The organism is Salidesulfovibrio onnuriiensis (assembly GCF_008001235.1).
Lineage (GTDB): Bacteria > Desulfobacterota > Desulfovibrionia > Desulfovibrionales > Desulfovibrionaceae > Pseudodesulfovibrio > Pseudodesulfovibrio onnuriiensis.
The window spans coordinates 2,422,608-2,446,792 of record NZ_CP040751.1; the positions used below are offsets into that span (position 1 = coordinate 2,422,608).

26 protein-coding genes and 1 tRNA gene are annotated in these 24,185 nt (G+C 58.3%); 4 read left to right on the forward strand and 23 right to left on the reverse strand.

Annotated elements, in window-relative coordinates:
- Positions 1-6 precede the first annotated feature (6 nt).
- The 12 genes from rfbD to FGL65_RS10935 form a co-directional block, all read right to left on the reverse strand.
- Positions 7-876, reverse strand: coding sequence for a dTDP-4-dehydrorhamnose reductase (rfbD, locus tag FGL65_RS10880; protein ID WP_147821224.1), 870 nt, complete (start codon positions 874-876; stop codon positions 7-9).
- The gene (gene rfbB / locus FGL65_RS10885; RefSeq protein WP_147821225.1) at positions 873-1,895 is read right to left on the reverse strand and encodes a dTDP-glucose 4,6-dehydratase; all 1,023 of its coding nucleotides are present in this window, start codon (positions 1,893-1,895) and stop codon (positions 873-875) included. The genes rfbD and rfbB overlap by 4 nt, the downstream gene beginning before the upstream one ends.
- A gap of 86 nt (positions 1,896-1,981) precedes the next feature.
- The gene (locus FGL65_RS10890) at positions 1,982-2,431 is read right to left on the reverse strand and encodes a tRNA (cytidine(34)-2'-O)-methyltransferase (protein WP_147821226.1); all 450 of its coding nucleotides are present in this window, start codon (positions 2,429-2,431) and stop codon (positions 1,982-1,984) included.
- A 42-nt stretch (positions 2,432-2,473) separates the two neighbouring features.
- Entirely contained in the window at positions 2,474-3,181 is a 708-nt protein-coding gene (locus FGL65_RS10895) for a molybdopterin-guanine dinucleotide biosynthesis protein MobB (protein ID WP_147821227.1), read from the reverse strand.
- A gap of 3 nt (positions 3,182-3,184) precedes the next feature.
- Positions 3,185-3,853, reverse strand: a complete 669-nt coding sequence (locus tag FGL65_RS10900; protein ID WP_147821228.1) for an ATP-binding cassette domain-containing protein — start codon at positions 3,851-3,853, stop codon at positions 3,185-3,187.
- Complete coding sequence (locus tag FGL65_RS10905; protein WP_147821229.1) at positions 3,854-4,546, reverse strand: ABC transporter permease; 693 nt, start codon at positions 4,544-4,546, stop codon at positions 3,854-3,856.
- Positions 4,547-4,605: 59 nt separating this feature from the next.
- Complete coding sequence (locus FGL65_RS10910) at positions 4,606-5,385, reverse strand: ABC transporter substrate-binding protein (protein WP_147822729.1); 780 nt, start codon at positions 5,383-5,385, stop codon at positions 4,606-4,608.
- A gap of 87 nt (positions 5,386-5,472) precedes the next feature.
- Positions 5,473-5,883 (reverse strand): winged helix-turn-helix domain-containing protein, encoded by a 411-nt coding sequence (locus FGL65_RS10915; RefSeq protein WP_147821230.1) that lies wholly within the window; start codon positions 5,881-5,883, stop codon positions 5,473-5,475.
- A 129-nt stretch (positions 5,884-6,012) separates the two neighbouring features.
- Positions 6,013-6,855, reverse strand: coding sequence for a HesA/MoeB/ThiF family protein (locus tag FGL65_RS10920; protein ID WP_147821231.1), 843 nt, complete (start codon positions 6,853-6,855; stop codon positions 6,013-6,015).
- Between the two features lie 2 nt (positions 6,856-6,857).
- Complete coding sequence (locus FGL65_RS10925; RefSeq protein ID WP_147821232.1) at positions 6,858-7,085, reverse strand: MoaD/ThiS family protein; 228 nt, start codon at positions 7,083-7,085, stop codon at positions 6,858-6,860.
- Positions 7,086-7,172: 87 nt separating this feature from the next.
- Entirely contained in the window at positions 7,173-9,233 is a 2,061-nt protein-coding gene (locus FGL65_RS10930) for a methyl-accepting chemotaxis protein (protein ID WP_147821233.1), read from the reverse strand.
- Between the two features lie 174 nt (positions 9,234-9,407).
- Positions 9,408-11,135 (reverse strand): aldehyde ferredoxin oxidoreductase C-terminal domain-containing protein, encoded by a 1,728-nt coding sequence (locus FGL65_RS10935; RefSeq protein ID WP_147821234.1) that lies wholly within the window; start codon positions 11,133-11,135, stop codon positions 9,408-9,410.
- Between the two features lie 200 nt (positions 11,136-11,335).
- On the opposite strand from FGL65_RS10935, the gene FGL65_RS10940 reads away from it, so the two are divergent.
- Complete coding sequence (locus tag FGL65_RS10940; protein WP_147821235.1) at positions 11,336-11,926, forward strand: hypothetical protein; 591 nt, start codon at positions 11,336-11,338, stop codon at positions 11,924-11,926.
- A 62-nt stretch (positions 11,927-11,988) separates the two neighbouring features.
- Here FGL65_RS10940 and FGL65_RS10945 read toward each other — a convergent pair.
- The 9 genes from FGL65_RS10945 to FGL65_RS10985 form a co-directional block, all read right to left on the reverse strand.
- Positions 11,989-12,065: transfer RNA gene (locus FGL65_RS10945), tRNA-Val, on the reverse strand.
- 24 nt (positions 12,066-12,089) lie between these two features.
- Positions 12,090-14,216, reverse strand: a complete 2,127-nt coding sequence (locus tag FGL65_RS10950; protein ID WP_147821236.1) for an FAD-dependent oxidoreductase — start codon at positions 14,214-14,216, stop codon at positions 12,090-12,092.
- Positions 14,217-14,231: 15 nt separating this feature from the next.
- The gene (locus tag FGL65_RS10955; RefSeq protein WP_147821237.1) at positions 14,232-14,807 is read right to left on the reverse strand and encodes an electron transport complex protein RnfA; all 576 of its coding nucleotides are present in this window, start codon (positions 14,805-14,807) and stop codon (positions 14,232-14,234) included.
- A 12-nt stretch (positions 14,808-14,819) separates the two neighbouring features.
- Positions 14,820-15,488: an electron transport complex subunit RsxE gene (gene rsxE, locus FGL65_RS10960; RefSeq protein ID WP_147821238.1), complete on the reverse strand. Its 669-nt coding sequence runs from the start codon at positions 15,486-15,488 to the stop codon at positions 14,820-14,822.
- Positions 15,489-15,496: 8 nt separating this feature from the next.
- Positions 15,497-16,090, reverse strand: a complete 594-nt coding sequence (rnfG, locus tag FGL65_RS10965; protein ID WP_147821239.1) for an RnfABCDGE type electron transport complex subunit G — start codon at positions 16,088-16,090, stop codon at positions 15,497-15,499.
- A 1-nt stretch (position 16,091) separates the two neighbouring features.
- Positions 16,092-17,069: an RnfABCDGE type electron transport complex subunit D gene (locus FGL65_RS10970; RefSeq protein ID WP_147821240.1), complete on the reverse strand. Its 978-nt coding sequence runs from the start codon at positions 17,067-17,069 to the stop codon at positions 16,092-16,094.
- Positions 17,066-18,238: a 4Fe-4S dicluster domain-containing protein gene (locus FGL65_RS10975; protein ID WP_187170360.1), complete on the reverse strand. Its 1,173-nt coding sequence runs from the start codon at positions 18,236-18,238 to the stop codon at positions 17,066-17,068. Before FGL65_RS10975 ends, FGL65_RS10970 begins: the two co-directional genes overlap by 4 nt.
- A gap of 17 nt (positions 18,239-18,255) precedes the next feature.
- Positions 18,256-19,068 carry a cytochrome c3 family protein gene (locus FGL65_RS18645; RefSeq protein WP_284690577.1) on the reverse strand — a complete coding sequence of 271 codons (813 nt, stop codon included), beginning with the start codon at positions 19,066-19,068 and terminating at the stop codon, positions 18,256-18,258.
- On the reverse strand, positions 19,041-19,433 hold the full coding sequence (locus FGL65_RS10985) for a hypothetical protein (RefSeq protein WP_147821242.1): 393 nt from the start codon (positions 19,431-19,433) through the stop codon (positions 19,041-19,043). The genes FGL65_RS18645 and FGL65_RS10985 overlap by 28 nt, the downstream gene beginning before the upstream one ends.
- 86 nt (positions 19,434-19,519) lie before the next feature.
- Here FGL65_RS10985 and FGL65_RS10990 point away from each other — a divergent pair, with 86 nt between their 5' ends.
- Both FGL65_RS10990 and FGL65_RS10995 read left to right on the forward strand, forming a co-directional pair.
- A complete protein-coding gene (locus FGL65_RS10990; RefSeq protein WP_187170362.1) occupies positions 19,520-20,983 on the forward strand; it encodes an alkaline phosphatase in 1,464 nt (487 codons plus the stop codon).
- A gap of 68 nt (positions 20,984-21,051) precedes the next feature.
- Complete coding sequence (locus tag FGL65_RS10995; RefSeq protein WP_147821243.1) at positions 21,052-22,221, forward strand: YibE/F family protein; 1,170 nt, start codon at positions 21,052-21,054, stop codon at positions 22,219-22,221.
- On the opposite strand, the gene FGL65_RS11000 is transcribed toward FGL65_RS10995, so the two are convergent.
- Positions 22,201-22,485, reverse strand: coding sequence for a potassium:proton antiporter (locus FGL65_RS11000; protein WP_147821244.1), 285 nt, complete (start codon positions 22,483-22,485; stop codon positions 22,201-22,203). The genes FGL65_RS10995 and FGL65_RS11000 overlap by 21 nt on opposite strands.
- An 86-nt stretch (positions 22,486-22,571) precedes the next feature.
- Here FGL65_RS11000 and FGL65_RS11005 point away from each other — a divergent pair, with 86 nt between their 5' ends.
- Positions 22,572-23,198 carry a PilZ domain-containing protein gene (locus tag FGL65_RS11005; RefSeq protein ID WP_147821245.1) on the forward strand — a complete coding sequence of 209 codons (627 nt, stop codon included), beginning with the start codon at positions 22,572-22,574 and terminating at the stop codon, positions 23,196-23,198.
- Here the strand turns inward: FGL65_RS11005 and FGL65_RS11010 are convergent.
- Complete coding sequence (locus FGL65_RS11010; RefSeq protein ID WP_147821246.1) at positions 23,185-24,093, reverse strand: NAD(P)/FAD-dependent oxidoreductase; 909 nt, start codon at positions 24,091-24,093, stop codon at positions 23,185-23,187. The genes FGL65_RS11005 and FGL65_RS11010 overlap by 14 nt on opposite strands.
- Positions 24,094-24,185: the final 92 nt, after the last annotated feature.

Genomic DNA, 24,185 nt, shown 5'->3' on the forward strand with positions numbered 1-24,185 from the left:
TTCGGATTAACTTTTCAGGACCGTGACGTATTCTTCCAGGGCGTCCCTCCAGTGGCGGGGGGTGATGCCCGTTGCTTGGCGGAAGGCGGAAAGATCCAGTACGGAATAGGCGGGTCGGGCCGCCTTGGTCGGGTATGCGCTTGTGGGTACGGGCTCGACCGCACAGGGTATCTCTGCCATCTTCACGGCCGTGGCGGCCAGGTCGAACCAAGTGGCCGAACCGCTGTTGCAGAGATGGTAGATGCCGGTTTTACCCCGGCGCACCAGCTCAAGAGTGTTCCGGGCGATATCCGGGGTGTAGGAGGGAGAGCCGGTCTGGTCGTTGACCACGTTGAGTTGCTCGCGCTCCCTGGCCAGGTTCAGGATCTTGTCCACGAAATTTGTCTTGTCCGGGCCAAAGAGCCAGGAGATGCGGATGATAAGGGTCTTGGGATATCCCAACTCAAGGAGTCCCTTTTCCCCGGCCGCCTTGCTGATGCCGTAGACGGAAATGGCGTTCGGCCTGTCCGTTTCCTGGTAGGGGACATTGCTGTTGCCCTTGAAGACAAAGTCCGTGCTGAAATGGATGAACGGTATGTTCCGGCGTGCGGCCTGGGCGGCAATGAGGGCTGGCACCGTGGCGTTGAGCGCGAAGGCCATTTCCTCATCTTCCTCGGCCTGGTCCACCTGGGTGTAGGCCACGGCATTGAATATGAAGTCCGGCGTTTCCCGATCCAGGATTTTTTCCACTGTCTTTTGGTCCAGAATGTCCATGTCGGCGCTGGAATAGCCGACGGTAGTCACGTCCTGTTCCTGAAGCTGCCTGACAAGCGCCTGCCCGAGTAGGCCCGTGGCTCCGCCGAAGACAACGGCTTTTTTCCCTTTGAGATCGATCATTTCCGCTCCTTGTACCATTCCTGCATGAATTCGCGGTAAGCGCCGCTCTGGACGTCTTCCAGCCATTCCGTGTTGGCTTCGTACCATTCCAATGTTTTGCGGATGCCTTCCGTGAAGTCAAGAGAGGGTGAAAAGCTCAGTTCGCTGTGCGCCAGGGAAAAGTCCATGGCATAGCGCTTGTCGTGGCCCGGGCGATCCTTCACGTAGGTGATCAGGGATTCGGGCTTGTCCAGTGCTGCGAGAATGGTTTTGACGACCTCAATGTTGGGCTTTTCCGCATTGCCCCCGAAGTTGTATGCTTGGCCTTCGCGTCCCTTGAGAAGGGCCAGTTCCACGCCGGTGCAATGGTCGTCCACATAGATCCAGTCCCGGATGTTCATCCCGTCTCCGTAGACCGGCAGTGATTTGTTCGCCTTGGCGTTCTGGAACATGAGGGGAATAAGCTTTTCCGGGAACTGGTACGGTCCGTAGTTGTTGGAACAGCGGGTGATGACCACGGGGAGCCCGTAGGTCTCGAAATATGCCCTGGCCATGAGGTCGGCTCCGGCCTTGCTTGCGGAATAGGGACTGTTGGGAGCCAGGGGAGTGCTCTCCATGAATTTTCCCTCGGGACCGAGGGTTCCGTAGACTTCGTCCGTGGAAACATGCACGAAACGGCCTATGCCTGTTTGGCGGGCGCATTCGAACAGGTTCTGGGCTCCCTGTACATTGGTGGTCACAAAGGGCGAAGGGTCATTGATGGAACGGTCCACGTGGGATTCGGCCGCAAAGTTGACCACAGCGTCGATATGGTGGTCGCGCAGAATCTGCTCGACGTAGTCCCGGTCACAGATGTCGCCGTGCAGGAAATGGTAGCGGTCCTTGTCCGGTCCCTGTTCCACGGGCAGCAGGTTTTTGCGGTTGCCCGCATAGGTGAGCTTGTCCAGGTTGTAGATGGCCCAGTCCGGATGGCGCTCCAGCATGAGGTAGATGAAATTGGTGCCAATGAAACCGCATCCGCCGGTGACGAGAAGTCGCATGTTGGTGTCCTTATGGAATCTGCCGAAGCTGTTGTTTTTTCAAGGTTTGGCGCAATATACCGAGTGGTGGAATTTTAGGCAAGAATCTAACAGCCGAAGCCGTCAGTCTGCCTCAGGGCCTCGTAAAGCAGGATGCCGGTTGCCGTGGAAAGATTCAGGCTGCGCACCTGGCCCCAGATGGGCAGGGTCACCTTGTGTTCGTAACGGGTGAGCATGTCCTTGGGAAGGCCCGTTGTTTCGGGGCCAAGCACAATGCAATCGTTTTCCCGAAACCGGAAATCGCAATAGCGGGTGCCTTGCCGTGCGCTGGTCAGTACGATTCTTTCGGGATTGATCGTCAGGAAGTCGTCCCAATCGGGATGGACCGTAACCGAGACGTGGGGCCAGTAATCCAGTCCGGCCCGTTTCAGGTGTTTGTCGTCGATGGTGAACCCCAGAGGCTCGATGAGGTGTAGCGGCGTTTTGGTGGCCGCGCAGAGTCTGGCTATGTTGCCAGTGTTGGGTGGAATTTCGGGCTGAAAGAGTACTATTCGCATAATGTCCGCCTTTTCAGGCGGCATACCTTACGGGCAGACGGATCAAACGTCCAGCTTGATGACGGCCTGTCCGGGGGCATATCCTTTGAGCTGGCGCAGCAGGGCCCGGATGGCGGCGGCGGTGAAGTCCTGCACAAAGGGGTTGATGCCGAGCTTCACGCCGTTGATCTCCACGCTGAGGTCTGCGCCGAGCGAGGTGCAGTCCTCGATCTTGGCCTCGTCGGCCACAATGGCTGCGGCCAGGGATCTGCAATCGGTGCGTCCGCAGGCGCCGCAGTCCAACCCGGGAAGCATGAAGGCCTTTTTTTCGACGATGTCGGCCAGTTCCTGCACTGTTTCGACCGGGGGGATTCCTTTGATATCCAAGTTGCCATATACCGCAACGGCCAGCTCCGGGCCGAGCCACTCCAGGCCTTCTTGGGGGATTGCGTCCAGCACCAGTATGCGCGGCAGCCAGCCCGCCTGCTTCATCCCTTCCACCAGCAGGATGTCAGCATCCACAAAGGGAAGCATATTGGTCAGTCCCTTGTTTTCAGGCCAGCGAACAAAGCTTTCCTCCGGACCCAGGCCGACAACTCCGGTGCAATGCTCCGCATATTGCGTGGTGTCCGTGTCCTGGCCGTCGAACCCGTGGTGGGTGGATTTCGCGGCGGCCACGCGGAGTCCCCTGCAGCGGAGTTCTTCCGCGAGCCGGACTCCCAGGGTGGTCTTCCCCGACTTTTTCGGGCCGATAATGGAGATGGCGCGCATGGGCTACTCCTGAAGGAAATCCTGTTGTTCGACGATACGGCCGCGTTCCATGAACAGGATGGAGTCGCAGACATTGCGAAGCCAGTTCAGGTCGTGGCTGACGATGACCAGTGTGGTTCCGTATTGCTGTCGGGCTGTTTCGGCGGCCTTGCGCACGAGGCCTGCGCTGGATTCGTCCAGGCTGGCCGTGGGCTCGTCCATGAGCAGGGCCGTGGGGCGAAGCACCAGGCGCGAAGCCAGGGCCACTCGCTGGGCCTCGCCTCCGGAGAGTTCGTACCACGAGCGTTTGGCAAACATGTCGGGATCGAGCCCCACCATGTCGAGCGCCTCGTGAACCCGCTGCTCAATGTCTTTTTCGCCCCGTACCTTGAGGCCGTAGCCGACATTGGCAAAGACGCTGCGCTTGAGCAGGTAGGGTTCCTGCACCAGGAGCGTCACCCTGCGGTGCACTTCATTGGGGGAGAGCCCGTATTGGTATCCCTTGAAGAGCACTGTCCCTTCGGCCGGGGATTCCAGGAAGGCCAGAAGCCGCAGCAGGGTGGACTTTCCGCAGCCGTTCGGGCCGGACAGGCCCAGGATGCTCCCTTGCGAAATCTCAAGATGTTCCAGGTTCAGCACGGTTCGACCGTTGTAGGCCTGCCGAATGTTTTGCAGGGAAAAGAGGGCATTCATCTAGGTGGCCCTCTTTTTCAGGGCTGCCACCCCGATGTTGACGGCCAGGGCCACAATCATGAGCACGATCCCCAAGGCGATGCCCACGGCGAATTCTCCCTTGCCGGTTTCCAGAGCGATTGCCGTGGTGATGGTTCTGGTGTGCCATTTGATATTGCCGCCCACCATCATGGAAATTCCCACCTCGGAAACGATCCTGCCATAGGCGGCCATGGCCGCAAGCATAAGACTGTAGCGGGCTTCCAGCAGCGTGGCCGAGAGCATCTGGCCGGGCGTTGCCCCCAGGGTTATCAGTGTCGGCCGCAGGCGCTTGTCCAGGCTTTCCACGGCGGTTGCGGTCATGGCGATGATGATGGGCAGTCCCAGCAATGTTTGTCCCAAGGCAACCCCGGGCAGAGTAAAGAGCAGTCCCAGGTCGCCCAGTGGGCCGCGTTTCGAGAGAAATGCATAGACAAGCAGGCCGATGACCACCGTGGGAAAGGAGAGCAGGGTGTCCAGCAGGGTACGCAGGATTTTCTTGCCCCTGAAATCGTTGATGCCCAGGAAAAATCCCAGGGGGATTCCCAGGGTCAGGCTTGCGCAGATGGACATGGAGGAGACAAGCACCGTGGCCGTGACCGCCGAGTAGGTTTCGGGGTCTCCCTGGACCAGGAGTTGGAAGGCCTGGAAAAAACCGTGAAGCAGGTAGTCCATGCGCGCCCTTTGAATGAACGGGCCGGGAACGGAGAGCCCCGGCCCGCATTTATACTATGTTATTTTCCGGCGTTGGGGGTGAAGAGCACCTTGCCGAGCAGTTTGAATTCGCCGATTTTTTTCTGAGTGGCCGGGGAGGCCATCCAGGCAATGAATTTCTTGGCCAGGTCATACTGGACGTCCGGGCATTTGGCCGGATTCACGGCCAGGGCGCTGTACTGGTTGAAGAGCACCTCGTCTCCCTCCACCAGGATTTTCAGTGCGGGGTTGCCGTCGTGATTGTGGGCATACTTGATGTAGGTGCCCCGGTCGGTCATGGTATACGCGCCCTTTTCCTCGGCCACGGTAATGGTGGCGATCATGCCCTGGCCGGTTTGCACGTAGTAGTCGGCCTTGTCGGGCACCGCCAGGCCTGCGGCCTTCCACAGGGAAATTTCTTTTTTGTTGGTTCCGGAGTTGTCCCCTCTGCTGGCAAAGAAGGCATTCTTGCCGGCAATGGTCTTCATGGCGTCGACTACCTTCATGCCCTTGATGCCTGCAGGGTCGGAGTCCGGGCCGATGATGACGAAGTCGTTGTACATGAGCTGGGTACGGTCCATGAGCACGCCGGAGTTCACGTAGACCTGTTCGGCGGCCGGAGCATGCACCAGGACAACATCCACGTCGCAGTTTTCGGCCATCTTCAGGGCCTTGCCCGTGCCCACGGCGATGAATTTGATTTCAATGCCGGTTTCCTTCTGGAATTCCGGAACAATGAGTTCGTCCAGCAGGCCGGTGTTGGCGGTGCTCGTGGTGGTTGCCATCATCAGGCTCTGACCGGCAGCGGCGGGCAGGGCCATGCACAGGGTCAGGGCAAGGGCGCAAAGCAGATGAACGGTTTTCAAGGGAGCCTCCTTTTGTTTGGTCGCCGGGGTGGCGAAGACTGTCTATTCCGTATCGTTGCGATAGAATTCGCTGCACGCGCAGACATCCATATCAAGGACCTCGCGTGCGCGTTCCAGCGCGTAGCGTTCAATATCGAGGTAGAAGTGAAGGAATTTTTCCATGATGTCTTTGCCGTAAGGCGTCAGGCTGAAGCGTTGCCCCTGGCCTTTTTTCATCTCCACCAGCGGTTTGCCGATGCGTTCTTCGGTCTTTTTGAGTTTCCCCCATGCGCGGCGGTAGGACATGCCGAGTTCCTCGGCCGCCTTTTTCAGGGAGCCGAGTTTTTCAATGCGTTGCAGCAGCAGGGTGCTGCCGATTCCGACATAAATGTCCTCGTCCTGTTCAAGCCAGACGCGCAATCTGAGCGCTGTCTGTCCCTTTTTCAGCCTTTTTCCGCACGGAGTGTTTTTCATGATGATCAACTATCTGTTTTTTTGAAAGAAAGCATTATGCCAGATCAGACATACTTGACCTCACAAGTTTAGTACCACAGGAGAGCGGCAAGTCAACACGGTGAGATTCCGGTGGGAGGAGGTTATGCCTTAGAGGGAAATGCGGTCAAAGGACAGGGCATCTAGATCGACCACGAGCATGTGTCCTGCCAGCGGGCTCTGGCCGTGGGTCAGCAGCTTGATCACTTCCCCGGCCATGAGCGAGGCGAAGAAGTTGACCGCTGCCGCAGGACATCCGAGTTCCTCTTCGGCGGAATTGTCATTGCCCATGATCTGGGCAGGCCCCAGGGAACCGGGCAGGACCACGGAAACATAGCCGGTCCAGCCCGCCAGGGCGCCGGTAACCAGGGGGACGCCCGCAGCGGACGCCGCATCCTGGAGCGCCGTCCTGGTCTGCAGCCCCCCCAGCGCATCCACCGCCACGGAACAGCCCTGTATGAATGTGGGCAGGCTTTCCTGGGCCAAGAAGGATTCCTGGGCGTCCAGTTCAATTGAAGGATTGAGTTCGAGGCATCTCTCGGTCCCGGCCCAGGCCTTGGGGGCTCCCAAGGTGTGCATGGTCGCAAGGGCCTGACGGTTGAGATTGGATTCTTCGAAAGCGTCGCCGTCCGCAGCCCTGATGCGCCCGATACCTGTTCTGGCAAAAGTTTCCAGCAGGGTGCCGCCCAGGCCTCCCATCCCCACCTGGGCGATGCGCGATTGAAGTAATTTTCTTTGCATGGAGGCAGTGATGGAGTCCATGTTGCGCAGGTAGCGAAGCGGGATCACTCCCATGGACAGGGATTCGGCCTCCACCTGCCAGCCGGGCATGGAAAGTTTCTCTGCTATGTCCGCGACAGCTTCTATGCCTATGGTATCCCCGTGTTCGCCGCCAGGCAGGGGGATGTTGACGGCATGTTGCCGTATGAGCTGCGGCAGGCTGGGGGCAATCATGCTCAGCCCCCCCCGACTGCGGGGAAGAGACCCAGGCGGTCTCCGTCGTTGAGTTCGGTTTCCAGGTAGGCCCTGGCGCTGTTGACGAATATGAGATTGATGTCTTCCGGCTTCATGCCCAGACGCTCCACAATGGTGATAACGGCGGCTCCGTCCTCTACAGGAAATTCGTCGGCGTTTTCCGGGGTATGTCGGGCCAGGGTGGCGAAACATTTTACGGTTATTTTCATGGGAAAAGCATACCCGGCTCATTTGCGGGCGGTCAACAGCCATGGAATGAAAAAGCGGGGATTCCATGGGAATCCCCGCCATTATCGCTAGAATCTTTCGAAGTCGTCGTCTCCGCCTTCGTCCATATCCAGGGAGACGCCCCCTGTCCCCGCTTTGGCCTGCGGTTTTGGTCTTGCCGGGGGGAGCTGGGCCTTCGGCTTGGCCTTGGGCCTTGAAGCTTGTTTGGAGGTCATGCGCGGTGCATGGGCCATTGTGTGCTCGCCGGTATTGAAGAAGCTGACCGATTCCTGCAATTGTACGGCTTCGGCGGATAGCGTTTCCGAAGTGGAGGAAACTTCCTCGGAGGCCGCAGCGTTTTGCTGGATAACCTGATCAAGCTGCTGAATGGCCGAATTGATCTGGTCGACGCCCGTGTTTTGCTCATGGCTTGCCGCTGCGATTTCCTGGATGAGATGAGCGGTTTGCTGGATATCAGGCACCAGCTTGTTGAGTTTTTCTCCGGCCTCCTTGGCAACCCGAACCGTGGAGGTGGATAGTTCGCTGATTTCCGCCGCAGCGGTGCCGCTGCGCTCCGCCAGCTTGCGGACCTCGGCCGCAACCACTGCGAAACCCTTGCCGTGCTCACCGGCACGGGCGGCTTCAATGGCTGCGTTCAGAGCCAGCAGGTTGGTTTGCCGGGCGATCTCCTCGACCACCGAAATCTTTTCGGCGATGTCAGTCATGGCATTCATGGCCTGGGTGACGGCCTTGCCGCTTTCCTCGGCGCTTTTGGCCGCCTGGATGGCGATTTGCTCCGTTTTCCTGGCGCTTTCCGCGTTGCCCTGAATGTTGGAGGCCATTTGTTCCATGGATGCCGATACTTCCTCGACGCTGGCGGCCTGTTCCGTTGCCCCTTGGGAAAGCCCCTGGGATGAGGACGAAAGCTCCCGGCTGCCCGTGGCCACATTGTCGGTCGCGGACTGAACATCGGAAATGACCGTCTTGAGCTGGTCGGCCATGCTGCGCAGGGCGTCGGCCAGTTTGCCCACCTCGTCCTTCTGGTGCACGTCAATGGTTCGTGTCAGGTCGCCATGGGAAAGGCTTGTGGCAAGGGAGATGCCTTCCCGGATCGGTGCGGTGATGAGGTTGGCGATGAGCAGCAGCACGCCGAAAAGCACTGCGATAGCCACCAGGCTGATGACGGCGCTCACGATCACGAAAGAGTCCGCCTGCTCCCGTACCTTGCCCATGGGGATGGCCACGGCAAGGCTCCAGGGGGTGGTTGTCTTGCCGATGGTTATGGGGGCCAGAGTGACGTATTCCTCTTCACCCGTTACCGGAGAGATGGCCTGGTAGGAGTATTCGCGTCCGCTTTTGACGGCGTTGAGCGCCTGGGAGCTGTATTCCTTGTTCAGGTAGTCTCCGATCTGTTTCCCTTGAATATCCTTGTTGGGGTGGGCAACAACGGCTCCGCTGGTTGTCACCAGAAATGCGTACCCCGTTTCAAAGGGCTTGATGCTCAGAACCGTGTCCTGCAGATCATTGAGGTAGAAGTCCACACCGACAACGCCGATGTTCTTGCCGTTCTTTTTGACGGGATAGCCGGTGGAGGCGAGCCAGAAGGTCTTTCCGTTCACTTCCCACGGGTACGGGTCGCCGATGGTTTCAACGTTTCCGGACATGGGTGTTTCAAACCATGCTTGCCCGACGAGATTTTCCTCTCCTGCGAAGCTGGAAGCAATGGTGCCTTTGTCGCGATAGTACCAATTGCGGTAGGCGCCCTTGTACTTATCCATGTATTCTTCTTCGCGGTCGTCGAAGGTACCGCCCGGGAAGGTGCACCAGGCACCTGACAGTTCGTCGTTTCGTTCCAGCGTATTGATGAGGATGGAGTCGAGGTATTCCCGGTCCGGAATAGTTGCGTAGTTGGCGCTTTTTTCGAACATGGACGCCAGTGTCCTGGTAACGGTCAGGGCCAGATCGAGCGTGCTCTCCACATCAAGACTGTATCCCTTGGCCTTGTCCTTTGCGAGCTGCTTGGCCTGGGTGATTGCCAGGTCCTGGGCCTTCATGGTCATCACCACCGAGCTGACCACGAGAACCAGAAGGACCACGGTAAACGTCGGGATCAAAATCTTGAGTTTGAGACTCCAATCTTTGAATTTCATGCTCCCCTCCGGAAAAGGACGATAAAGTGATAATGAGCAGTTTAAAATCAATGCTATTTCAGATCAATTATAGTTCATAAAATGCATTGTTAGGTGGAATTGTTGCGGAAACATGGCGTTTGGGCAAAAAAAGGCCGGACATTACTGCCCGGCCATGATTGATTCTGTTGGCGGTTAGTCCACCTTGGCGTCCTGCAGTTCGTCAATGGTGTAGTCCCAAGTGACGTTGTGGGGCGGCAGGGTTTCCGTGGAGAAGAAACGCGGCAGCTGGTCGTCCTTCTTGGTGAATCCCGCACGCTTGTTGAAGGCCAGCTCGTCCTTGAGGCAGTTCACGCCTAGCGCCAGGAAGTCGTCCACGCTGAAGTCCTTGCCGGTCTGAGCGGCAACCAGGTCGGCCATGATCTGTGCACCGTTTTCCGAGTCCAGAACTGCAAAGGCCACGAACAGGCACATCCCCAAGGCGTCGATGGACGCCGTGGCAATCTGCAGGTTCTTGGAGGTCTCCACGTTTCCTTCCTTCTTGTGGCCGTCCACGTCGCCGCCGACCTTGAGCACGTTCTGGCAGACGCCGTAACCTGCGGTGTGGTCGCCTCCCATGGGGGTGGTCGCATAGGTGACGCCGACGCCCTTAACCGCGCGCGGGTCGTAGGCGGGCAGGGACTGGCCCTTGCAGGTGGGCAGGCGGTCAACGCCGAATGCGCCCCCGGCGAATTCCACGCCATTGCCGATAATCAGGCCCATGGGGTCATCGGAACCGCATTTCTTCAACAGGCCGATGGCGGCCTTGCCGTCACCCCAGGGAATGATGCCGCCTTCCATGGCAATGGTGATGGTGTTGCCGACTTCGATGGTGTCCATGCCCTTTTCGTCGCAGATGCGGTCCAGGGTGGCGATGTCGTCGATATCCTTGATCAGGCTGTTTGCGCCCAGAGCCCAGATCGTTTCGTATTCGAAGCCGGAGGTCAGGTATTCGCCGTTGGCGTCATTGTATTGCTGGGAGCACTGGATCAGGCAGCCGGTGTGGCAGCCTTCCTTGGTCTTGCCGCCGCGCGCCTCGATGAGCTCTGCGATTTTTTCGCCGGAGATGTCGGCGGCGTGGTCGCATTGGCCGTAGCGGAAGTTCTTGGTGGGCAGAGCGCCTGCCTCGTTGATGACGTTGACCAATATGGCGGTGCCGAATCCGGGCAGCCCTTGACTGGTGACAGGGTGGGCGCGGAGAATTTCGGTCCAGGTCTTGCGTGCTTCCTTGAAGGCTTCTTCCCTGACCGGTTTGTATGATTTATTGGCATTCGGATCCAGGATAACGGCCTTGACCTTTTTGGACCCCAGCACGGCGCCCATGCCGCCGCGTCCGGCGGAACGGGCCGGGCGCTTGTAGGGGTCGGTGAACTGGATCGTGGCGGTTTTGCCGCATTTTTCACCCACGGGCCCCACCAAGGCGGCAATAACCTTGTCGCCGTATTCGGCCAGCAGTTTGTCGTGGGCCGGGTAGTTGTCCATGCCCACGATGGCGGAGGCATCCTTGAATTCCACCTTGTCTGCGGAAATGAAAATATTCTGGAAGGGGGCGTCTGTCTCGGGCTTGTCCTCGAAGACAATGGCCAAGAGGTTCAGCTTCGGCAGCTTGTGGGCAAACAGGCCGCCGGAGTTGGATTCCTTGATGCCGCCCGTCAGGGGGGACTTCGCGCCGACGGAAACGCGGCCGGAGTTGGCTGCGGTGGAGCCGGCCAGGATTCCTCCGGCTATGACCAGCTTGTTTTCCGCGGAAAGCGGATGACAGTCGGCCGGGACTTCCATGTTGATCAAGCGGGAGGTCAGGGCGCGGCCGCCAAGGCCTGCGTATTCACCCAAGTCCTCGAACCTGTACTCTTTGGTTCTGGTGTTGATTCGGAGTATCCTCATATTCGCCTCACCTTTTTGTTGTTGTTTCCGCCTGTTGGCGGAAACCGGATTGGTAAACGGAATTATGTCATCTTTATACGCCTGAATTCAAAATATTGTCAAAAAAAACAACACACTGTGCCCAGTTGAGCATAGTGCCTGCGGCGATTTTTCGTGATATTGAAATGGTACATAAAGATACATCTTCGAGGCAAAAGACTATGAATCACATTACCATACATGTGAAGCGCGGGGGGCTTGGGCTCTGGAGCACCCTGTTGCAGAAAGGCGTTGAAGTGCAGGCCCTGGTAGGAATCTCCGTGGCCTCATTTCTGGAAGAACAGCTCGGTTTGGATTCGGCTTATGTCGAAAATGTGGTGCGCACCATTTTCGTCAATGGCAGTCCCGTGGATGATATTGATACCGTGCCTGTGCGCGATGGAGATGTGCTCGCCCTTGCCGGGGCCATGCCCGGGCTGGTGGGGATAGCCATGGGGCGTCAGAGCCTTGTGGGCGGATTTCGCGAGGATATCAGTTGCCGTGGCGGCGGGGTGCTTGACAAGGGCGAGGTCGGTCTGGTGACAGTGAAGGCCTTTAATGTGGTGGCCCGCACTGTAGGGGAGGCCATGCTCGGCCATGGCGTTGTGGTGCCCGTGGATTACCTGGCTGCGTATCTGGCCGACCGGAGTGCGTTGTTGGCCGACGCTGTCGTGTCCGTACGGATGAACGATGAGGTTATTTTTTCGGGAGAGATCTCTCGTCTACTGCAAAGGCATGATGGCTTGATTCTGCTTCGTGTTCTGGTGCAATAGCGGAATTGTTGTCACAGAGAAAAAAGAAAACCCCGGCCTAAGCCGGGGTCTTTTTGTTTCGGTGGTGGGCGATCGCAGATTTGAACTGCGGACTTCCACCGTGTGAAGATGGCACTCTGACCAGCTGAGTTAATCGCCCAACAGGAGGTGGTTTATATACGGATCAAATTCGGCTGGCAAGCTCTTTTTTTGAATTTGTCGAAGTTTTTGATATTCCTTCCTCTTCAGGCTGTTCGGTACGGTTGTAACAGGTTAGTCCGCAACGCATGCAGCGGCAGGTCTCCCGCTCGAAATCCTCTGTGGTGATGGTTCCCTCCACCTCGGCAAAGCTACAGGTCCGGTTGTCTCCGTGGCACAGGTGCGGCATTTGGGCCCGTTCAATGGGGACGACGCGTTCCAGGTCTTTGAAAAGGGTGTAGGGAATCATGTTGCGTTGCAAGTTCTGGGGAATAGGGATTTCTCCCTGCGACAAATAGTGGTGGATGGATCGGGCCGCCCTGCGCCCGGCGCCCAGGGCCGTGATGACCAGATCCGGCCCTGTGAACAGGTCGCCGCCGACAAAGACATTGGGGAGGGCGGTCTGCAAGGTGTCCTTGTCGGCCTCCACCGTGCGCCAGCGGGTCGTTCCCAGGCCGCAGGACTTGTTTTCATCGTAGAGGCAGTCGATATCCGGCTTCTGGCCGATGGCCATGTACACGGTGTCGCATTCGATGCGGGTTTCCGAGCCTTCGATGGGGACGGGCCTGCGCCTGCCCGATGCATCGGGTTCTCCCAGTTCCATGCGGGTGAATTCAAGGTGAGTGACCCGCCCTTTTTCGTCCTTGAGGAATTTGTTGGGTGCGGCCAGGAATTGGAATTTAACGCCTTCATCCTCGGCTCCAATGATTTCCTCCATGTTGGCGGGCATCTCGTCCCTGGTGCGGCGGTAGACCATGGTCACGTCCGCGCCCAGGCGTACACTGGTCCGCGCGGCGTCGATGGCGGTGTTGCCGCCGCCGATGACCACGACCTTTTTCCCGATGCCGGTTTCCACGGACAGGCCGACTTTGGTCAGGAACTCGGTGCCTGTTTCCACGCCCTTGGCGTCGTCGCCCTCTATGCTGACCTGCGTGTTGGCCCAGGCCCCGAAGCCGAGGAAGGTGGCTTCGAATCCTTCTTCGGAAAGGGAGTCCAGCGTGAAGTCGATACCGAACTTCACTTCGGTACGCACATCGATGCCCAGGTCCAGAATACCCTGGATTTCCCAATCCAGGACCTTCTTGGGCAGGCGGTACTCGGGGATGCCGTAGCGGAGCTGCCCGCCCAGCAGAGGCATACGCTCGAAGATGGTGGGCTGGTAGCCGAGTCTCCGCAGGAAAAAGGCGCAGGAGATGCCGGCCGGGCCGCCTCCAACCACGGCCACCTTGTGTCCGTTGTCGGGTTTGCATTCTATGGGCAGGCGTACTCCGGAATTCATCTCCCAGTCCGCCACATAACGCTTGATCATGTTGATGCCCACGGACTTGTCTACGTGCTGCCTGCGGCACTGGGTCTCGCAGGGCTGGGGGCAGACGCGCCCGATGGACAATGGCATGGGGATGCGTTCACGAATGGTTTCCAGGGCTCCCGCGTAATCCCCACGGGAAGCCTGCTCGATGTAACGCGGTATGTTGATCTGTCCGGGGCAGCGCTGCCGACAGGGAGCCAAACAGTCGTTGACCTCGTTGAGGTGGGTGATGTCGTCGGTGAACCCGTTGATGCTGATGACATTGCGCGGGCAGACCTGGGCGCAGGTGCCGCAGGCCACGCAGCGTTCCGGGTTGACCACGGGATAGCCGTTGGGGCCCATGCGGATGGCGTCGAAGGGACAGGCCTGTACGCAGGTCCCGAATCCGAGACAGCCTTCCGGACACATCTTGGAGCCCTTGTAGAGCTGGTGCTGGGCCCGGCAGTCGAGCACGCCCTCGTAACGGTATACCTCTTCGGCGCGTTCGCCGCCCGTGCAGTCCACAAAGGCAAGCCTGGGTTCCATTTCCTTGAGCTCCAGACCCATGACCTTGGCAACATTGGCCATGACCTCCGGGCCGCCGACGACACAGACATCGGCACCCGCCTTGCCTTCCACCACGCCAACCGCGGCCGCATTGCAGCCCGGGAAACCGCAGCCGCCGCAGTTAGCCCCGGCCAGGACGGCCTCCACCTGCGCGATGCGTGGATCTTCATAGACGTAGAGTACCTTGGAGGCCACAGCCAGGATGACGGCGGCCGTGAATCCTATGCCGAAAAGTGCGAGTATGGATAATTCAATCATGCGTCTTTCCTGCCGTTAGGCTGCCATGCCTTTGAAGGCGAAAAATGCCAGGGACATGAGACCGGCCAGTATAAGGGCTATGGGCGTTCCTTTCATGGAAAGGGGGATGCGTGCCATGTCCAGCCGTTCGCGGATGGAGGCCAGCACCACCAGGGCGAGCATGAAGCCGACACCCGAAGCAATGGAGAAGATCACGGTCTCCAGAAGGGAATATTCCTCGCGCTGACAGATGATGGCGATGCCCAGCACCGCGCAGTTGGTGGTGATGAGCGGCAGGAAGATGCCCAGGGATTTGTAGAGCGGGGGAATGATTTTTTTCAGGAACATTTCCACGAATTGTACCAGAGAAGCGATGACCAGGATGAAGGCGATGGTCTGCAGATAGTCCAGGCCGTTGGGGGCGAGCAGGTATCGCTGTACGGCCCAGGTGATTGCTGCGGCCATGGTGGCCACGAAGACAACGGCGAATCCCATGCCCATGGCCACGCCGGTATCCTTGGAGGTGCCGATGAACGGGCAGTTGCCGAGGTACTGCGCCAGCACGATGTTGTTGACGAAGATGGCCGCGATGATGAGGACGAAGTAATCCATGCTGCTGCTCCGTTATTTTATGTTGCACATGCCGCAGGACGAGCAGTCGTGTTTCGGGCCTTCAACGGCGTCCAGGCCCTTGAGCCGGCGCTGCCAGTTGGTCAGGGCGTTCATGCCCGCCAGGCCCAGGCCCAGGCAGACGAACGCACCGGGCGCTTCCACCATGAAGGTGAAGGGCTTGAACCAGGCTCCCATGACCTGCATGCCGAACAGGGTTCCGTAGCCGAAGATCTCGCGGATGGCCCCCAGCACGGTGAGGGACATGGCGAATCCCATGCCCATGCCCAGTCCGTCGGCCATGGAGTAGATGACGCTGTTTTTTGAAGCGAACGCCTCGGCCCGGCCCAGGATAATGCAGTTGACCACGATGAGTGGCACGAAGATGCCGAGCTGTTGGTAGAGGGGATAGGTGAACGCCTGCATGAGCAGCTCGACGCAGACCACCAGGGACGCCGCAATGACGATGAAACAAGCGATGCGAACTTTGGCCGGGATGATCTTGCGCACCGAGGACACCAGCATGTTGGAGAGCGTCAGCACGAAGATGACGGCCAATCCCATGCCCAAGCCGTTGTCCGCGGTTTTGGTGACGGCCAGGGTCGGGCAGAGGCCGAGGACCACCTTGAAGGGCGGCAGCTCATTCCAGAGACCTTTCGAAAATTCTTTCCACAATCGACTCATGGCCGCTCCTAGGAACCCCAGGCAGTGGGGAGTTTGTCCTTGATTTCATTGAACTGGGCAACGGCCTGCTTCACCGCGTCCACGGCACCCGTGGAGGAGATGGTGGCACCGGCAATGGCGTTGATGTCGCCGCCCTTGGAGGCGAGGTTCACGCCTTCCAGGCTATGCCCTTTGAACTGCGCGCCGAAGTCGGGGCCGCTGATGCGGGTCCCGACCCCCGGGGTTTCCTTCATGGTGGTGACACCTATGCTGGAAAGGGATGACTTGCCGCTGGTCGGATCGTAGGAGAATCCCACCATGACGCCTATGTCGCCGCCGAAGCCCCTTGCGAAGCTCTCAAAGGCGACGCCGTCCAGTTTTCCGTTTTTCAGGAAGGGGAAGACCGTCAGTTCGGAGCCGTTTTCAAGCGCGAAGCTCTTGCGGTCCTTGACCGGATTGTTGTCGTAGTCCGAAAAGACTTGGGCGATCGCCGGGCCCTGCACGTAGGTAAGCACCTGCTCCTCGATGAAGGGTTTGGTGACCTTGCGCACCGAGGCCAGTGTCAGCCCGGACAGGGAGCATATCAGCGAAAGGACCACTACCATTTTGATCATTTCCTTCATGCTAGCACCCTCCCGTGTACGGTGTGCCCGCACGGGCTCCGCCGAAAGGTTTGGGGCGAATTCGATCGAGCATGGGAGTGAATAGGTTGAGCAGCAGGATGGCGAAGGGCACTCCGTCCGGATACATTCCATAAACACGGATGATGATGACCATGGCTCCGCTCAGCAGGCCGAACAATATGGCCGGAATTAATCCCATGGGAGTGGTGGGGCCTTCCGTTGCCAGGAAGAACGCCCCGAGAACCGCGCTGCCCGCGATAAGGTGGAAATGGGCAGGTGCGTAGATGCTCGGGTCGAGCAATCGATAGATGAGCGCCGTCAGGTAGACCCCGGCCAGAAAGGAAAGGGGAACGGTGGGCCGGATGGTTTTGCGTGCCAGCAGGTAGATGCCGCCCGCCAGCAGGGGCAGGATCTGCACCGCGCCGAGGCCCCCGAGCTGATGGCCCAGGAGCAGGTCGGTCATGTCGACGCCCTGAAGCCATGCAAGGCCGAAATGTTTGAGTTCGTGTAGCGGGGCCGGGAGATTGCTGGCCAGCATGGTGGCGTTGGTATCCATTTCCGGGCCCCAGGAGATACGGCATACGGCCCAGCCCACCAGGGGCGGACAGAGCGGATAGCCGCCCAGCCCACCGAAGAACATCTTTCCGCCGATGATGCTGGCCGTGCTGCCCATGACCACGAGCCACCAGGGCGCGGACGGGGCCAGCAGAAAGGCGAAGAGCAGGCCCACGACCAGGGCGTGCAGGTCGTCCACCTGGGGCTCTTTTTTCTGGAGTTTCCAGCAGGCGGTTTCCACCAGGACGGCCACGGAGCAGGACAGGGCCATGACGCGAACCGCGTCCAGTCCGAAGAAAACGGCCGAGGCGATGGCCGCCGGGAGCAGGGCGATGAGAATGTCGCGCATGTGCCCTTGGACGGTTTTGCCGCAATGCGCGTGCGGCGGAACCGAAACAGTCAGAAGTGGTTCAATGGGTCTCATGCCTCACCCCCGGTTTCGTTTTCACAGGCTCCCCTGAGCAGGGCGAGTTCTCGTTTGGCGTATCGGATGTATTGCAACAGCGGTCTCCGGGCCTTGCAGTAAAAGCCGCAGATGCCGCATTCGATACAGGCATTGATGTAGTATTGCTCGGCGCGCTCGAACAGTTTGAATTCGGCTGCGCGGCTGATCATGTTGGGCATGATGCGTGCCGGACAGTGGCGTACGCATTCGTTGCATCCCATGCAGAAGCGGTCTTCCACGGGCGGATATGCGTCCCGGCCGACAACGTGCAGGGCCGTGCACGTGCCGTGGATGCCCTGTTCCATGTTGGCGGCGGTGATTCCCTGCATGAGCCCGCCCAGCACAACCCTGTCCCCATCATTGGGGGAATGGCCCGCCTGGTTGAGCAGGAATCGTACGGGCATTCCTATGGGCACCCGCAGGTTCCTGATTCCCACGGTCATGATGGTGTCGGTCACCGGCCGACCCGTGTCCATGATCCGTCCGATTCGGTACAGATCGATCACGGACAGGAGAACCGCATCCTCTGGCATTTCTCCAAGCCGTACTTCCTGCCCGGTGATGGCCTTGATGATCATGGGGGCAAGGCCGTTGGGATAGGTGGGTGCTATATGGGTCACCGAGCAACCGCCAAACGCATTGATCCTGTTGCCTTTTGCCGCAGCCATGACAATGCGTTTCGGCCGGATTATCCTTTTGGCTGTTTCCAGCCCGAGTTCCACGAGCTTTCGGTACTCGGCCAGTAGGGCGTTGCCGACCGTGATGCCCGGTTCCGTGGGCACTGTATTGATGATCAGGGTGTCAGCGTTGACCAGGGGACGGGTGCAAATGCCCATTCCCGAGAGAAAGCCGTCCAGCTCGCTGTCTGCAAGCGCTCCGGTTTCCGCCGGTGTCGCCGCATCGCCGGAGGTTGTTTCCAGAACGATCGATTCGGGCAGGATGTCGATGACCTTGCCGGGAAGCGGGGAGTGGATATCGCCTTCCCCTGGTCTACGGGCCTCGGCGACCTTGTCGCCCGCCAGAAGTTCCATGCCGGTGTCCACCACTGTCTTGTGGCAGGGGATCGGTATGTGCAGTCTCGGCGGGGAAGAGACGTCTTCTATGGTCCCGGTTTCAGGGGTGAGCAGATGGAAGCTGAAAGGGGTCATGGTCTGATCCGCACTCCTTATTTGATGTGGCAGTGGTAGCAGAAGTCGTTGCCGTAAGGGCCCTTGCCCGTCGTCCGGTGGCAGCCGCGGCATTGTCCGTGGAACGCATTGGTGCGGTTGGGAATCAGGGCGTTGACCGGGCGTTCGTGGCAATCGGAACAGGGCTTTTCATATTCGGGTCTGGTCAGCGGCTGTGTTTTTCGGACATGGCACTGGGAACAGCCCTTGATGCCTTCATTGAACATATCCTCGTGGCAATTGCTGCAGCGCGCATGGGCCGCTTCGCGAAGATTTGGCATGCCCACATCGCTCTTGTGTTCGTGGCAGTCGGAGCAGTTGGAGGGCTGGGTTTCGATTTTCGTGTCATGGTGGCAGGCCTGACAGTCTTCATCCGCATATTCAAGATGCGCCTCATGGTCGAACGCAGACGTTTCGGAATTGTGGTGACATGCATTACAGTATGCTTCGTCCGTAAATTGGCTTTTGTGCATGGACACGTATTGCTTGTCGAAAATGGCCGGATGGCAGGATCCGCATTGGGGAGGATCTGTCTTGTCAGCGGCAGTGTAGTGATGACATTGCTCGCAGGGGAGCTGGTAGTTTTGGCTGTGTTTCTCGTGAGTGAAAATGACATTGCCCCCTTGTTGACAAGAAGAAGGCGTACGGGGAGGGCATTTGATGGCTGCGGGATGAGGTAGCCAGTAACTGCAATTGCGGCCAGTGCAACAGTGATTACTGTTATCGGGAGAAGTCGTTTTCGCAATGTCGAAGTCCTCGCAGGTTGGATTTGGATTCTCCCTTTTTAGCTGAATAATCGCTTTAAAGTCCACGCCAAATTTTTTGACCAACCGTTCAATAACACGCTGCCATTATGATAATGATAAGGGCCTGATTTCCTGTCTTTACCGGGTGGTAAGGCCATCCGTTTTTTTATGCCGCATTCTAGGTTGTTGTAATTTTGAATGTTCTCTATCGGCGTGGAGATCGAATCCTGCATGAGCATGTGTCCGGTGGGGCTGTGGCATGCAAGTTGAATGTGTCCCGGCGTCAAATCCTGTTTTTCGGAGGTCGTCATGGAATGGGCTTTTTCAGCTTCTTCCAAAAAGGGACGACGCATGCTCTTGTTTTGACCCGCCGCTTTTTTTGTAACCTTTTCACGCATCTGAAACTTTTCGACATTGGCCTGTAACAACAAGCTGATATTCCTCCATCACTTGTTTGATTTTTGCCAATTCATTCTATGGAGGAAAGAAACCGATGTTCAGAAAGAAAGGTGTCCAGATGCGAATGTTTCTTGCCGCGCTCATGGCTGTGACCATGATGCTGACCGGCTGTAGCCAGCAACAGCAGAAGGCGGAGGCAGCCGCCCCGGTAAAGCAGTCTGCGAAGTATGTGTTCTTTTTCATTGGCGACGGCATGGGCCTGCCGCAGCGCGCCGCCACCGCCGCGTTCCTCGGTCGAGATCTGCATATCGACAAGATGCCTGCCCAGGGTATTACCACCACCTATGCCAACGACCGTTTCATCACCGGTTCCGCCGCATCCGCCACGGCACTGGCCAGCGGCCAGAAGACCAATATCAACTATATAGGCGTTGATCCCAATCTGAAGGCGGTGAAGACCGTGGCCGAGATCGCCAAGGAGCAGGGCAAGAAGGTCGGCATCGTTTCCAGTGTTTCCATCGACCACGCCACCCCGGCCGCGTTCTATGCGCATGTCAAGACCCGCAAGATGTACCATGAGATCGACCATGCGCTGGCCAACAGCGGTTTCGATTTCTTCGGCGGCGGCGGAATGGTCGACCCCATGGGCAAGAAATCCAAGAAGCCTCTTGGCGATGCCCTGGAGCAGGCCAGGACGAACGGCTACAAGATCATCGACAACAAGGCAGCCTTCATGGCTTTGAAGCCGGGTGACGGCAAGGTGCTTGCCTGGAACTCCTGGCTTCAGGATGCGCAGGCCATGCCGTACGCCATGGACATGACCGACAAGGATATCACCCTGCCCGAGTTTACGGCCAAGGCCATTGAAATGCTGGACAACGACAAGGGATTTTTCCTGATGGTCGAGGGTGGCAAGATCGACTGGGCGTGCCACGCCAACGATGCCGCCGCTTCCCTGAAGAACACCATCGCCTTTGACGACTCCGTGAAAGTGGCTCTGGATTTTTACAGCAAGCATCCCAAGGAAACCCTGATCGTGGTCACCGGAGACCACGAGTGCGGCGGCCTGACCGTCGGCTTTGCCGGCACCGTGTATGACAGCAACTTCAACATGCTGAACGGTCAGAAGGTTTCCTTCCAGAAATTATCCGACGAAATCATGAAGAACTTCAAGGCGAAAAATGGTTCCTTTGAAGACATGAAGCCTTTGATCACCGAATACTTCGGCTTCAAGTTCGAGGGCGATCCCAAGACCGACAAGCAGGTGCTGCAGCCCTTTGAAGTGGACATGATTCGTGCCGCCTTCGAGCGCAGCATGGCGGGCGAGACCGAGGGCTCGAACAACCAGGAAACCTATCTGCTCTACGGTGGGTACGAGCCTTTGGCTGTAACCCTGACCCATGTGCTGAACAACAAGGCCGGCCTGGGCTGGACTTCCTACAGCCACACCGGCGTTCCGGTTTCCACCTCCGCCGTCGGCGTTGCCTCCGAGGTCTTCAACGGCAGCTACGACAACACCGACATTGGCCTGAAGATCATGGCTGTCCTGGGCGAACAGCCCAAGGTGCAGCATGTCAATTAATCCGATTCAGTAACAGAAATGCGGACGGGGCGGCATTGCGCCGTCCCGTTTTTCCCTACGGAAGGCTTATGAAAGAACTGTTTGTTGCCAACAAGAGAAACATTGTTCTTGTCAGTGTGTTTTGTCTGCTCACCATTGCTTTGTATTTGCTGCCCACCGGGTTCGAAGGGCACGTCAAAGGCGATTCCATCCGTTGCAGGGCCCGGGTTTTGGAGGTCGATAATTCGCGCCTTCATACCTATGGCATGGTCCGCAAGGGCGAGCAGGGCGTTTCCCTGGAAATGCTGAACGGCCCGTTTAAGGGAGAGCGTTTTGACGGCCACAACCAATTGCTCGGCCAGATGGACAGGGACAAGCTGTTTCGTGTGGGCGATACGGCATTGGCCGTTCTGGGGATTGGGCCGCAGGGGGAATTGCTGACCGTGAATCCCGTGGCGCATTATCGTCTGGATTTGGAATTGCTGCTTTTGGGGCTGTTTGCCGTTCTGCTGGTGCTGTTCGGAGGCTGGGTCGGGGCCAAGGCGCTTCTGTCCTTCCTGTTCACCGCCTTGGCCATCTGGAAGGTGTTGATTCCCCTGCTGCTCAAGGGCGCGGATCCCATTTTGCTGTCCCTCGGCGTTGTGGCCTGTTTGTGCGGGGCGATCATTTTTCTGGTGGCGGGAATCACCCGCACTGGCGTGGTCGCTTTTCTCGGGGCCTTTCTTGGGGTGTTCAGCAGTTGTCTTATGGCCATGTTCTTTACCGGAAAATTTCATGTGCACGGAGCGGTGATGCCCTTTGCCGAAACCTTGCTGTATTCAGGGTACGGCCATCTGGATCTTGCCGGGATTTACATAGCCGCGGTGTTCATTGCCTCGTCCGGGGCGGTCATGGACCTGGCCATGGACGTGGCCGCCAGCATGGGCGAGGTGGTGAGCAAGAAACCCGACATCACCCGGGCAGAGGCCTTCGGATCCGGACTGCGTGTGGGCCGGGCCGTTGTGGGCACCATGACCACCACGCTGCTGCTCGCCTATTCCGGCGGGTTCATCACCTTGCTCATGGCTTTCATGGCCCAGGGGATTCCCTTGGCCAATACCTTCAATTTCATTTATGTGGCGGCAGAGGTGCTTAAGACGCTGGTGGGCAGTTTCGGATTGGTGCTGGTGGCTCCGTTCAGCGCTCTGGTCGGGGCGGTCCTGTTCACCCGGAAGCGGGAAACGGTTCCCCTGGGGGAGTCAGCGACCGAACAGCTTTGAGACGGCTGCGGCCAGGCAGAAGAAGACTCCTGTCCACCAGAAGGCGAGGCTCAGATCCGTGGTCATGCAGACATAGGCGAGCTTGGCCGCCCATTCAAAGGATAGGTGTCGTATGGCGTCGAGCAGATCCAGGCCCATGATGTTTACGGCGGCGTCCGCCACGGTCAAGGAAGGCCAGGAGCCTTGAATGAGATACAGGAATCCTTGGTAAGCCAGTGCCGCGAGGCAGCAACCCCAGGCAAAATAGCAGAGCAAGAGCAGCATGCTGTTTTTTCCGTGAACAATGTTTTCAATAATTGATTCGCCTGTGCTTCCCGTCTATCTTCGGTTTTATGGAGGAAGAAGGACGAATGAGCATCTCGATTGGCGACAAGGTCTTGATGCAATATTCCACGCTGGGAGACAAGTGGCTCTGTGTGGTTACCGAGGTGCGCGAGAACGAGAGCCTGACGGTTTGTTCCCATTTGTCCGAGAAAATCGTGCAGCATCTGAAGCGGCACAATACAGCCCTTATCCGGTTCGTCTCCGAAGGCAGGCTCTGGGGGTACAAGACCCGTGTGCTCGGCGATTTTGCCGTCGGGGACGAACTGGTGCGGCTTGCCTACCCCAAGGACGCGGTGTCCATGGAGAACCGCAGTGAGCCCCGTTGTCAATGCTGTTTCCCGGCCATGCTCGATATCGGGGGCGAGTTGTACGAGGCGCATGTGGCCGACATGTCGCACAGCGCCTTTCGCATCCGCCTCCAGGACGCCTCCGTGGCCTTCAACGGCAGCATGGAGGGGATCGACGCGCAGCTGGAATTCTTCATTTTCGAGCCTGCCAATGCCTACAAGGTCAGATGCCGGTTGCTCAAGACGTTTATGAAAGACCATGAAAAATTCGCCGTCCTGGAAATCCAGGACGGCGAGGATATAAAGAACAAGATTGCCTGCTATGTCGAAGGATTATGCCGGGGCGGCTTTCTCAGTCGTTTTTGAGTTTTTTGGCATAGGTGGCGGCTTCGATACCGGCCACGCAGCCCTCGCCCACGGCCTTGGCCATCTGGAGCGGCGGGCCGGTGATGTCTCCGGCGGCATAGACTCCGGCCACGTTGGTGCTCAGCTTCCGGTCCACCTCCACATAGCGCATGTTCTCGTCGAGCTGGATTCCCAGAGTGCTGGCCAGTTCCAGGACTCCTTTCGCCCCCAGTTCTATGAATATCCCTGCCGCTTCAATGGATTCGCCGTTATCCAGCGTGATGGATTCGACGGCGTTTTCTCCCCGGATTTCCGTGGGCTTTCTGCCTTCGTGCACGATGATTCCCTTTGCCTCGATCCTCGCCCGCAGGGAGGGGGCCACATCAAGCTTTTCGCAGACCAGGTGGACCGTTGAGGCATACTCGGCCAAGGTCAGGCTGCCGCCTGCCGCAGCGCTTTGACTGCCCACCACGACCACGGTTTCGTTGCGGAAGAAGCCGGCGTCGCAGTCCACGCAGTAGCTGACCCCTTTTCCCAGCAGTTGCTTTTCCCCGGGAATTCCGAGTTTGTTGCGGGTGGTCCCGGTGGCGATAATCAGCGTCCTGGTGCGTATGAGGTGTTCCCCTTCGGTGAGCAGTTCATACCACTGACCGTTGTGCTCCACCTTGAGCACGTCTTCGTCCATGAATTCCGCGCCGGATTTCTTTGCCTGCTCACGGCCGATGTGCAGGATTTCCTCGCCGGTCACCTGGAACATGCAGCAATAGTTTTCGATATGCGCCCAGTACAGGCTGCTGTTAGTCGGCCTGCCGAGCATAAGGGTTTTGGCCTTTTTCCGGGAGGCATGGATGGCGGCCTGGATGCCCGCGGGGCCGGAGCCGAGAATGACGACGTCATAGAGTTGTATATCGGTCATGGGAACCTCCTGTCGGGGGATGGAATTCATGTCGATGCGCCGAGTCCAGCTTGAAGAATAATACTTTTGGAAAAAAAGGCCAGAGGCGGGAC